This is a genomic window from Ruegeria sp. CF2 (genome assembly GCF_056537385.1).
This window is the reverse complement of sequence record NZ_JBQFRL010000001.1, coordinates 1,617,324-1,627,950: the sequence shown is the minus strand read 5'-3', so window position 1 is coordinate 1,627,950 and position 10,627 is coordinate 1,617,324. Positions and strand designations below refer to the sequence as shown.

Annotated in this window: 9 protein-coding genes; 7 read left to right on the top strand and 2 right to left on the bottom strand. The window is 60.7% G+C overall.

What is annotated here, in order from left to right; genetic code table 11:
* The first annotated feature begins 29 nt into the window (after window positions 1-29).
* The 5 genes from ACR0IR_RS08100 (at window position 30) to ACR0IR_RS08080 (ending at window position 5,344) form a co-directional block, all read left to right on the top strand.
* Window positions 30-701 carry a hypothetical protein gene (locus ACR0IR_RS08100; protein WP_170363195.1) on the top strand — a complete coding sequence of 224 codons (672 nt, stop codon included), beginning with the start codon at window positions 30-32 and terminating at the stop codon, window positions 699-701.
* 46 nt (window positions 702-747) lie between these two features.
* On the top strand, window positions 748-2,070 hold the full coding sequence (locus tag ACR0IR_RS08095; RefSeq protein ID WP_480694717.1) for a PQQ-like beta-propeller repeat protein: 1,323 nt from the start codon (window positions 748-750) through the stop codon (window positions 2,068-2,070).
* 48 nt (window positions 2,071-2,118) lie between these two features.
* On the top strand, window positions 2,119-3,573 hold the full coding sequence (der, locus tag ACR0IR_RS08090; protein WP_170338000.1) for a ribosome biogenesis GTPase Der: 1,455 nt from the start codon (window positions 2,119-2,121) through the stop codon (window positions 3,571-3,573).
* Window positions 3,574-3,736: 163 nt separating this feature from the next.
* Window positions 3,737-4,723: a fatty acid desaturase gene (locus tag ACR0IR_RS08085; protein WP_170358693.1), complete on the top strand. Its 987-nt coding sequence runs from the start codon at window positions 3,737-3,739 to the stop codon at window positions 4,721-4,723.
* Between the two features lie 90 nt (window positions 4,724-4,813).
* Window positions 4,814-5,344 carry a helix-hairpin-helix domain-containing protein gene (locus ACR0IR_RS08080; protein ID WP_170363197.1) on the top strand — a complete coding sequence of 177 codons (531 nt, stop codon included), beginning with the start codon at window positions 4,814-4,816 and terminating at the stop codon, window positions 5,342-5,344.
* A 57-nt stretch (window positions 5,345-5,401) separates the two neighbouring features.
* Here ACR0IR_RS08080 and serS read toward each other — a convergent pair whose 3' ends face one another.
* Window positions 5,402-6,694, bottom strand: a complete 1,293-nt coding sequence (gene serS, locus ACR0IR_RS08075) for a serine--tRNA ligase (RefSeq protein WP_170358697.1) — start codon at window positions 6,692-6,694, stop codon at window positions 5,402-5,404.
* 85 nt (window positions 6,695-6,779) lie between these two features.
* Window positions 6,780-8,441, bottom strand: a complete 1,662-nt coding sequence (locus ACR0IR_RS08070) for a mechanosensitive ion channel family protein (RefSeq protein WP_170363198.1) — start codon at window positions 8,439-8,441, stop codon at window positions 6,780-6,782.
* Between the two features lie 203 nt (window positions 8,442-8,644).
* Here ACR0IR_RS08070 and yajC point away from each other — a divergent pair, with 203 nt between their 5' ends.
* The gene (gene yajC, locus ACR0IR_RS08065; RefSeq protein WP_093962445.1) at window positions 8,645-8,932 is read left to right on the top strand and encodes a preprotein translocase subunit YajC; all 288 of its coding nucleotides are present in this window, start codon (window positions 8,645-8,647) and stop codon (window positions 8,930-8,932) included.
* A 33-nt stretch (window positions 8,933-8,965) separates the two neighbouring features.
* Window positions 8,966-10,627 (top strand): protein translocase subunit SecD, encoded by a 1,662-nt coding sequence (gene secD, locus ACR0IR_RS08060; protein ID WP_480779048.1) that lies wholly within the window; start codon window positions 8,966-8,968, stop codon window positions 10,625-10,627.

The following is a 10,627-nucleotide window of genomic DNA, read 5'->3' as shown; positions in this document are numbered from 1 at the left end:
AAAGCTGAATGCAACGCCCGGGGGCAGGAATGAGCGACGTCGACAGTTTCATTGATGAGGTCACCGAAGAGGTGCGCCGCGACCGGCTCTACCTGCAGCTGCGTCGATGGGGTTGGGTCGGTGTTCTGGCCGTTGTTCTGATCGTGGGCGGTGCGGCTTTCAATGAATACCGCAAGGCGCGCGACGCCAGTCAGGCCCAAAAGCTGGGCGACGATATTCTGGCCGCGATGCAGCTGAACGACGCTTCCGCACGTGCCGGTGCGTTGGCGCAGGTCACGGCCAATTCGGCCGGCGAGCAGGCTGTTTTGGGCTTTCTCCTCTCGGGCGCATTGTCCGAGTCGGGATCGGCCGAACAGGCCGTTGAACAGCTGAATGCGATTTCAGTTCAGGGTGACCTGCCGGAAATCTACCGCTCGATCGCTGCCTTCAAGGCCCTGTTGTTGCAGTCCGAAACCATGCCCGCCGCTGAGCGCCGCCAACAGTTCGAGGCGCTGGCCGCTCCGGGCGCGCCGCTGCGTCTGCTGGCAGAAGAACAACTGGCCCTGATCGACCTCACCGATGGTGACACTCAGGCCGCGCTGGAACGTCTGCAGTCCATCCGTCAGGATGCAGAGGTCAGTGCCGACATCCAGCAGCGTGCAACCCAATTGATCGTCGCGCTGGGCGGAACGCCCGAACCGATCACCGCACAGCAGGGTTGATACGCGGCCCATTTCAGTGAACCAAGACAGGCGAGTTCGGAGTTTCATGGCAAAAAGACTATTTTCCCGATTTGGTTTGCCGGTCGCAGTTCTGGCGCTGACAGCGCTGAGCGCCTGCGAGGAACCCGAAGTGATCCTGCCGGGCGAGCGTGAAGACATCCGCCCGGCCCAGGATCTGGAAACCGTTCAGACAACCGGTGCCAAACCGATCAGCCTGCCGGCCGCAAAGCGCAACGCCGAATGGGCACAGAGCCCGGGAACCGCGGCTTTCCGTACCACCAACGCGGCGCTCAGCCCCGCGCCGCAGCGCATCTGGTCAACCTCGATCGGGGCCGGCGACGGGCGCAAACAAAGGATCACCGCTGATCCGGTTGTCGCAGGTGGCTTGATCTACACCCTGGACGCGGCGGCAACCGTTTCCGCGGTTTCTCCTCAGGGGCAACTGGTCTGGAGCACAAACCTGGTCCCCGCCACGGATGGCGAAGAGCAGGCGACCGGGGGCGGCATCGCCTATGCAGACAACACGTTGTACGTTTCGTCCGGTTTTGGCCGTCTGACCGCTCTGGATGCGCGCACCGGCGGTATTCGCTGGCAAAAGAAGCTGAACGCGACCGGTAGCGGAGCACCGCTGGTTTCTGGCGGCCTGCTGTACCTTGTGGCCGGGGATCAGACTGGCTGGGCGGTTGATGCAAAGGACGGGCGCATTGCCTGGCAGATCGAGGGCACGCCCAGCGTCGGCAATGTCCTGGGAGCTCCGGCGCCGGTATTGGCGAACGAGTTTGCAGTCTTTGCGTTTGGGTCCGGTGATGTGGCGGCCGCTTTCCGCAAAGGCGGTATCCGTCGCTGGAACGCGTCGGTCGCCGGCGGCCGCAGGGGGCGGGCCGCAGCGCAGATCGTGGATGTGACGGGCGGCCCGATCGTATCCGGAAACTCAATCTACATCGGCAACCACTCAGGACGCACGGTCGCCTTCGACGCCAGCTCGGGCGAACGGATCTGGACCGCTTTCGAAGGCGCGGTCGATACCGTCTGGCCGGTCGGCAACAGCGTATTCCTGATCAGCGACCGCAGCCAGTTGGTGCGGTTGGACGTGTCAGACGGGTCTGTGGTCTGGGCCATCGACCTGCCGGGCTTCGTCAAGGACAAGCCCAACCGTCGGGGACCGATCTTTGCGCATTACGGCCCCATCATGGCTGGCGGACGCATCGTCATCGGCTCGAACGACGGTTATCTGCGGTTCTATAACCCTGTCGACGGCATGCTGGTGCATCAGGTCGAGGTTCCGGGCGGGGCGACAACGGCACCGGTGGTTGCGAACCAGACCCTCTACGTGGTTTCGACCAAAGGGCAACTGCACGCTTTCCGTTGACGACAAGATGCGTTAAAGGGCGCGTCTGAGTCTTGAAAGTTGAGTATCATGTCTTTGACCCTCGCCATCGTGGGGCGCCCCAATGTGGGCAAATCCACCCTGTTCAATCGCCTTGTGGGCAAGCGCCTTGCTCTGGTGGACGACCAGCCCGGCGTTACCCGCGATCTGCGTGAGGGCGAAGGGCGGCTGGGTGACCTGCGCTTTACCGTGATCGACACGGCCGGGTTGGAGGATGCCACCGACGACAGCCTGCAGGGCCGGATGCGGCGCCTGACCGAGCGTGCCGTGGACATGGCCGATGTCTGCCTGTTCATGATCGACGCCCGTGTGGGCCTGACCCCGACCGACGAGATGTTTGCCGAGATTCTGCGCAAGCGGTCCAAGCATGTGATCCTGGCGGCCAACAAGGCCGAGGGGGCGGCGGCGGATGCCGGTGTGCTCGAGGCGTACAACCTGGGTCTGGGCGAGCCGATCCGCCTGTCGGGTGAGCATGGCGAAGGCATGACCGACCTTTACGCGGCGTTGATGCCTTTGGCTGACGCCATGGAAGAAAAACAGCCAGAGGACGTTCCGCAAACGGATATCGATCTGGACGAGGATGGGGAAACCGAGGGCGAAGCCCCTGCAATTACGCCGGACAAGCCGCTGCAAGTGGCCGTTGTCGGGCGTCCGAATGCTGGCAAGTCCACGCTGATCAACAAGATCCTGGGCGAAGATCGTCTGCTGACCGGTCCCGAGGCCGGCATTACCCGTGACGCCATCAGTCTGAAGTTGGACTGGGGTGGCACCCCCATGCGCATCTTTGACACCGCCGGTATGCGCAAGAAGGCCAAGGTACAGGAAAAGCTGGAGAAACTCTCGGTTTCCGACGGCCTGCGCGCCGTCAAGTTCGCCGAAGTCGTGGTTGTTCTGCTGGATGCGGCGATCCCGTTCGAGCAGCAGGACCTGCGCATTGCCGATCTGGCCGAACGTGAAGGCCGTGCCGTGGTGATCGCGGTGAACAAGTGGGATGTCGAGGATAACAAGCAGGAGAAGCTGCGCGAGCTCAAAACCTCGTTCGAACGCCTGCTTCCCCAACTGCGCGGCGCGCCTCTGGTGACCGTGTCGGCAAAGACGGGCAGGGGGCTGGAGCGGCTGCGGGATGCGATCCTGCGCGCCCACGATGTCTGGAACCGTCGGGTTCCCACCGCGGCCTTGAACCGCTGGCTGACCGCCATGTTGGAGCAGCACCCACCGCCAGCCCCCCAGGGGCGCAGGATCAAGCTGCGCTATATGACTCAAGCAAAGACGCGCCCGCCGGGTTTTGTCGTCATGTGCTCGCACCCGGACAAGATGCCGGAAAGCTACTCGCGGTATCTGGTCAACGGTCTGCGCGAGGATTTCGACATGCCCGGAACCCCGATCCGGCTGACGCTGCGCGGGCAGGGGGACAAGAACCCCTACAAGGGGCGCCGCAAGAAAAACGCGGGTGCGCTGGCCAAACATCTCAAGGGCAAGGCGTAACTGCGCCAATTTTCAGCATTTTCGGGCTTGGGGCGTGACAGCCCCCAAGCATCGCGCTAGCATTCGCATGCGTGCATTCATTTCGCGCGCGATTTGCGCGTGCCTGTGACGTGCAAAATTTCGCAAGGACTATTGAACCGGACCATCGTGGGGAGCGGGCTGGATGGACCTGAGAGAATATACGAGACAGTACGCGGTGCAGGACAATCGGCTGGCCGCGCTCAGCTATTTCGGGACGTTCGTGGTGTATTTCGCATCGCTGACGCTGGCGATCGTCTATGTGGATCAGTGGTTCATCATGATCCCGGCCGGGATCGTGTTCGCCTTTTCGGCAGTGCGTCTCTATGTTCTGCAGCATGATTGCGGTCATCATTCTCTGTTCGAAACCCGACGGCAGAATGAGTGGGCTGGCCACGTGCTGTCGCCGTTCACCTTCGCTCCGTTCGAAGTGATGAAACAGAACCACAATCTGCATCACGCGGGCATCGGCAATCTCGAACATCGGGAGACCGGGGAAATCAACACGATGACCTTGCGGGAATGGAATGAAGCGGATTGGAAAACCCGTCTGTTCTACAGGCTTTACCGCAATCCCTTCATCTTGGTGCCGGTCGGGGCCCTGTTCACGTATTTTATCCGCTATCGCTGGCCCAAAAACACGGTGCGGTTCGGCGTCCGTGGGGTCGTGCTGCACAACCTGTCCATCGTGGTTTTCCTCGGGTTATTGTATTGGATTGCTGGCATGACAGGCATACTCGTCTGGCTGGCCTTCTCGTTTCTCGGCGGAATGCTGGGTGTGTTTCTGGTGTATCTTCAGCACAATTTCGAGGACACCTACTGGGATCGCCGCCCGGATCTGGACCCGCAACTGGCGGCGCTTCAGGGTTCGTCAGCGCTGGATTTCGGATGGTGGTTTGACAATGCGGTCGCCTGCATCACGCTGCATGACATCCACCATTTCAATGCGCGCATCCCGTCCTACCGGCTGCGCGCCTGTCACTACAACCTGCCACCCGAATACACACCCCGCCGGATCAAGTTTCCCGAGGCGGTGGCCGCGCTGAACCTGAAGCTGTGGGATGAAGATGCCAAGCGGCTGGTTCCCTTTCCGCGGCAGGGTGAAACCGGTGAGCTGGCCCGGGGCAGTTAAGGACGGTTTTCCAAAGGTTGTGCAGACCGAAGCCTTGTCTTGCGGCCTGTCGGACGTAGTTTTTAAGTTGGATCGTTTAGGAGTTTTGGAATGACAGCGGTGACCAAGGTTCGCGGTATCGGAGAAGCACTTGGCCGCGCTCTCAACGACAATGGCATCAAGACGGCCGAGGAACTGGCCAAGGCCAAGCCGGCTGCGCTGGTCGCCGTTCCCGGTATCGGAGCGCGCCGGGCGCCCGGATTGATCGCCGCCGCCAAACAGGCCACCTCCGGCGCTGCGCCCGTCGCCAAAACCCGCTCGCAGAAGGCCCCTGCGCGGAAGGCGGCGCAACCTCGGACCTCAGCTGCTGCGCGCAAGGCCGACGCAGAAGCCAAGGTGGCAGCCGAGAAAGCCGAAGCAGAGGCCAAGGCCCGGAAGAAGGCCAAGGCCAAAGCTAAGGCCGAAAAGGCAGCGAAGAAAAAGAAAGAGATGGAAGCGGCGATCTCGAAGGCGAAGGAAAAGATAAAATCCAAGGCCAAGTCGAAAAAAGACAAGAAATCCAAGAAGGAAAAAGAGAAGGCCGGCGGTAAGTCCAACAAAGACAAAAAGGACAAGAAGGCCAAGAAAAAGGCAAAGAAGTAGTCACTTCTTTGCCTTGATCCGAAGCAATGCGGTCGCGGCTGGCGTGACCGCTAAAAGTTACGCCAGCGTGCCGTCAGCCTGCAGGGTCAGCTTGCCGCCAAGATACGGCGAAAGAACCTCGGGCAAGGTCACGGTGCCATCGGCGTTCTGGCCGTTTTCCAGAACCGCGATCAAGCAGCGCCCCACCGCCAGGCCCGATCCGTTCAGCGTGTGCACGAATTCAGGTTTGCCACCGCCCTCAGGCCGGAAGCGCGCATTCATGCGACGGGCCTGGAAATCTCCGCAGGTCGAAACCGAGCTGATCTCGCGATAGGTGTTCTGGCCGGGCAGCCAAGCCTCGATGTCGAAAGTCCGGCGCGCGCCAAACCCCATGTCGCCGGTGCACAAGACGACGGTACGGTAGGGAATGCCCAGCTTTTCCAGGATGCCTTCGGCACAGCGCAGCATGCGCTGCTGTTCGTCGTCCGATTTGTCGGGATGCGTGACCGAGACCATCTCGACCTTTTCGAACTGGTGCTGGCGCAGCATGCCGCGCGTGTCCTTGCCGGCCGAGCCCGCCTCGGAGCGGAAGCACAGCGAATGTGCCGTGTAGCGGCGCGGCAGATAGCTTTCCTCGATGACGCAATTGTTAACAATGTTGGTCAGCGACACCTCGGAGGTCGGGATCAGCCACCACCCCTCGCGGGTTTGGTAGCTGTCCTCGCCGAACTTCGGCAGCTGGCCGGTGCCCTGCATCATCTCGGAGAGCACCAGAACCGGACCATTCACTTCGGTCAGACCATTCTCGTTGGTATGTGTATCCAGCATGAACTGCGCGAGCGCCCGGTGAATGCGCGCCACACCGCCCGACAGCAACACGAAACGAGATCCTGCCAGCTTGGCCGCGGTTTCGAAATCCATGCCGTTCTGTACCGAGGCGATCTCGAAGTGTTCCTTTGGTTCAAAGTCATAGTCCCGCGGCGTGCCCCAGCGTTTGACTTCGACATTGTCATTCTCGTCTTTGCCGTCGGGTACGTCCTCGGCCGGCAAGTTCGGGATGCGAACCAACTGGTCAGTCAGAAGGGCGTCGATATCCTTGGCCTCGGTCTGCATACGAGCGATTTCGGCCTTTTTCTCGGCCACAAGTGCCCGAAGACGCTCGAACTCGGCTTCGTCGCCGCGCGCCTTGGCTGCGCCGACTTCCTTGCTGGCCTTGTTCTGTTCGGCCTGCGCCGTTTCGGCTGCCAGGATCTTGGCCCGACGGCTTTCATCCAGGCGCAGCAGGTCTGACGATACCGGAGCTTCCCCCCGGCGCGCGAGCGCGGCGTCGAAAGCTGCTGGGTTTTCGCGAATTGCGCGGATGTCGTGCATAGGTCAGATCCTTGGCAAGTGAATCACTAGGGCCGCTTATGCACCATCTGACGGGCAGGGTGTAGCACCGGGTTGGAAAAACGGCCTAGTTGTCCGTGTCTTCAACCGCGTCATGTGCCAGTCGACCGTCCCAGGGATGGGTCGGGATCTTCGGCTCGGGCGGGTCGGCAACGTAAGATGGCGTCATGATCTGAACACCGTTCTCGTTGAACACTTCAACGATGTTGCGGTGCAGGTCGGACTTGATCCGCGGGATCGAGTTGCCACGGGTCGTGTAGGCGTTGATCTGGTAGTTGATCGCGTAATCGGCCAGCGCGGTCCACAGGACAAAGGGCTCGGGGCGGGCGCGAAGGCCATCGGTGCGACGGGCTGCCTCGATCAGCATCGCTTCGACCTTTTCGGGGGGCTCTTCATAGCCGATCCCAACGGTCGTGTGCAAAAGCAGGCCCTTGCCGTCGGTCTGCTTGGAAAAATTGACCACGTCCGAGTTCATCAATTGGGCGTTGGGGATCGAGATCAGCTCGTTCTTGATGGACTTCAGGTGGGTTTCCATAAGTTTGATCTGCACCACATCACCGATGTGTTCACCGATTTGGATGCGGTCACCGATCGAGGTCGACCGGCGATAGATTACGAACAGTCCAGCCAGCATGTTGCTGACAACCGAGTTCGCGCCAAGAGAGAGCATTGCGCCAACCAGGATGGTCAGACCCTGAAAGGCCGCCGAATCCGAGCCCGGAATGTAGGGAACCGCAAAGACAAGGGCGATCAGGATCACCACGACACGCGCGATATTGAACGTGGGATTGACCCAGTGTTTCTCGAAATCGCCCATGTCGAAAGTGCCGGCCTCGACCGCGTCGAAGAACACCCGCATGCCTTTGATGATGTACATCGTCACCCAGGCGATCAACGCCAGCATGATCATGTTCGGGATGTAGCTGAGGATACCCCGGAAGATCAGCAGAACCGGTTCGGTCAGGTAGGTCAGCAGCAGCTGCGCAAAGTACCGTGACTCGGCAAATGCCAGCAGGACGAACGACAGATAGTAATAGAAACCCAGAAAGAAGATGATCAGCAGGCCAAAATTCAGCCCGTATCGGATCAGTGCGGCAATCGCCTCGGCCTGTACGCTCTTGGCGGTGGCTTCCTCAACGTCCCTCAGGTATCGCCGGACAAAGATCAGGGTGCGTCGCCGAATGCGCCTGTGCAGCCACAGGATCACCAGGACGAAGACGATGAACCCCAACGTCCACGCCGCCGCTTCGATCGCACCCGACACACGCGCCTCGTCCGTGCGGTTTGCCCGGTAAGCCATGATCGCGTCCCGGATGGCGTCGCCATGCAAGACCGTCAGGACACTCAGTTCCATCTGCTCCAGCTCGGCATCGGCCTCGGTAACGATTGTGACCATCTGCCCGTCCGCTAGAATGCGGGTGCCTATCTCGGTGTCCTGATAGGTGATGTCGACATCCGTGGCATCCGAGGATTCGGCGACCTTGATGATCGCATCCTGAATGTTCTCGGCCCTTTCCGGCGCGGGCAGGGCGCTGGAGCCTCGGATGTGAAACAAGGTGTCGCCGTCAACGATGACCGGAGCCATGAAGGTCTCGGCGGCGGCGCTGTCGGCTTCGGGTACGTCCTGCGGGGCATCCTGTGCCATGACAGGCACCGAAAAGGCCCAAGCCGCAAACAGCATGGACAGCAAAACACCCAATGGAAATGGGGCCTTGACGAAACTCCGCATGGGTCCTCCCTGACTTTGACTATACCCAAAGCCCCGTACCATCCTAGTGGATATCTGCGGTGTAATTCATCATCTTCGGGGATCGTGACACTGTTGCACGGCATGCCAAGTCGGGCATCGCTTGCAAAGGTTGATTTCAAGGCATAGTTTCCCGGCAAATTCGCGGTGCTCACTCCGCGACCTCAAGAAAAAAGGAATGTCCCATGGAAGGTGGCGCAATCGCCCAGTTTCTCCCGCTCATCCTGATCTTCGCGATCATGTACTTCCTGCTGATCCGTCCGCAGCAGAAGAAGATGAAGGAACATCAGGCCATGGTCGAGGCAGTGCGCCGCGGCGATCAGGTCGTCACTCAGGGTGGCCTCATCGGCAAAGTGTCGAAGGTCAAGGAAGGCGAAAACGAGATCGAGGTCGAGATCGCGGACGGTGTCCGGGTTCGTGTGGTCAAGTCGACCATCGCTCAGGTGCTGAACAAGACCGAACCGGCGAAGTAATTTCGCGTCGCAACTTCCTGAAAAGGCAGGGTAATGCTGCAAATTGATACCTGGAAACGGGTCCTGATCTGGCTGGTCTGCGTGGTTGGCCTGCTGATGGCCCTGCCGAACGCGTTCTACACGCGGGTCGAACAATCGAACGACGCCAAGGCCGCCATCGAACTGGGCATCGACACGCCCGAGATGCAGGCGCAAGCAGAACAATGGCCCGACTGGTTGCCGTCGTCATTGGTCAACCTGGGGCTTGATCTGCGCGGTGGGGCGCATCTGCTGGCCGAAGTTCAGGTTGGCGACGTCTACGAGACACGGATGGAGGCCATGTGGCCCGAAGTTCGTGATGCCCTGCGGGACGAACGGGCGACGGTCGGAACCATCCGCCGTCAACCCTCGGCCCCGGATGAGATTCGTGTTCGCATCAGCCAGCCGGACGGGATGCCAAGCGCTCTGGAAGCGGTGCGCGGGCTGGCCCGTCAGGTGCAGACGCTGACCGGCGTCGGTGCCACGGATATCGAAGTCAGCGCCGACGGCGACACCCTGATCGTAAAGCTGTCCGAGGCGGAAAAACTGGCCTCGGATGATCGCACGGTGCGTCAGGCTCTGGAAATCGTGCGCCGTCGGATCGACGAGGTTGGCACTCGTGAGCCGACCATCCAGCGTCAGGGCACCGACCGGATCCTGATTCAGGTGCCCGGGATCGGCAGCGCCAGCGAGTTGAAGGACATTATCGGTACCACGGCGCAACTAACCTTCAATCCGGTCGTGGCCCGCGGCACCGATCCGGACGTCGTGCCTGGCGTCGGTGAAGAGGTCGTGCCGTCGATCGACGAAAACGGCGTGTACTATACCATCGAATCCGCACCCGTCGTGACGGGCGAGGAATTGGTCGACGCGCAGCCTTCCTTCGATCAGAACGGACGCCCGGCGGTCAGCTTCCGGTTCAACACATCCGGCGCCCGTAAATTCGGCGATTACACCCGCGACAATATCGGTGCTCCGTTTGCGATCGTGCTGGATGACGAGGTGATCTCGGCCCCGGTGATCCAAAGCCATATCCCCGGCGGATCCGGCATCATCACCGGCAACTTCACCGTCGAAGAAAGCACGAACCTTGCTGTTCTGCTGCGTGCAGGTGCGCTGCCGGCGGGTCTTGAGTTCCTCGAAGAACGTACGATCGGCCCCGAGCTGGGCCAGGACAGCATCGACGCGGGTAAGGTCGCCACCACCGTCGCTTTTGCAGCAGTCTTGATCTTCATGGCGCTCAGCTATGGTCTTTTTGGCATCTTCGCCAACATCGCTTTGCTGATTAACGTCGGGCTGATCTTTGGGCTGTTGTCACTGATTGGCGCGACATTGACGTTGCCGGGCATTGCCGGGATCGTGTTGACGGTCGGTATGGCGGTGGATGCCAATGTGCTGATCTTCGAACGTATTCGAGAAGAGCTGAAATCGGCCAAAGGCCCCGCTCGGGCAATCGACCTGGGCTATGAAAAGGCCCTGTCGGCCATTCTGGATGCCAACATCACGACCTTCATCACCGCCGTTATCCTGTTCGCCATCGGCAGTGGCCCGGTTCGCGGCTTTGCCATCACGCTTGGCCTGGGCATTTTGACGTCGGTCTTCACCGCGATCTTCGTGACGCGACTGATGATCATCATGTGGTTCGAACGGCGCCGCCCGAAAACGATCGAGGTTTGA

What these genes read in the sequence shown, in the direction of transcription:
- yajC (WP_093962445.1), top strand. Translation starts at nt 8,645, where the DNA reads ATGGAAGGTGGCGCAATCGCCCAGTTTCTCCCGCTCATCCTGATCTTC.
- serS (WP_170358697.1), bottom strand. Translation starts at nt 6,694, where the DNA reads ATGCACGACATCCGCGCAATTCGCGAAAACCCAGCAGCTTTCGACGCC.
- ACR0IR_RS08080 (WP_170363197.1), top strand. Translation starts at nt 4,814, where the DNA reads ATGACAGCGGTGACCAAGGTTCGCGGTATCGGAGAAGCACTTGGCCGC.
- secD (WP_480779048.1), top strand. Translation starts at nt 8,966, where the DNA reads ATGCTGCAAATTGATACCTGGAAACGGGTCCTGATCTGGCTGGTCTGC.
- ACR0IR_RS08085 (WP_170358693.1), top strand. Translation starts at nt 3,737, where the DNA reads ATGGACCTGAGAGAATATACGAGACAGTACGCGGTGCAGGACAATCGG.
- ACR0IR_RS08100 (WP_170363195.1), top strand. Translation starts at nt 30, where the DNA reads ATGAGCGACGTCGACAGTTTCATTGATGAGGTCACCGAAGAGGTGCGC.
- der (WP_170338000.1), top strand. Translation starts at nt 2,119, where the DNA reads ATGTCTTTGACCCTCGCCATCGTGGGGCGCCCCAATGTGGGCAAATCC.
- ACR0IR_RS08095 (WP_480694717.1), top strand. Translation starts at nt 748, where the DNA reads ATGGCAAAAAGACTATTTTCCCGATTTGGTTTGCCGGTCGCAGTTCTG.
- ACR0IR_RS08070 (WP_170363198.1), bottom strand. Translation starts at nt 8,441, where the DNA reads ATGCGGAGTTTCGTCAAGGCCCCATTTCCATTGGGTGTTTTGCTGTCC.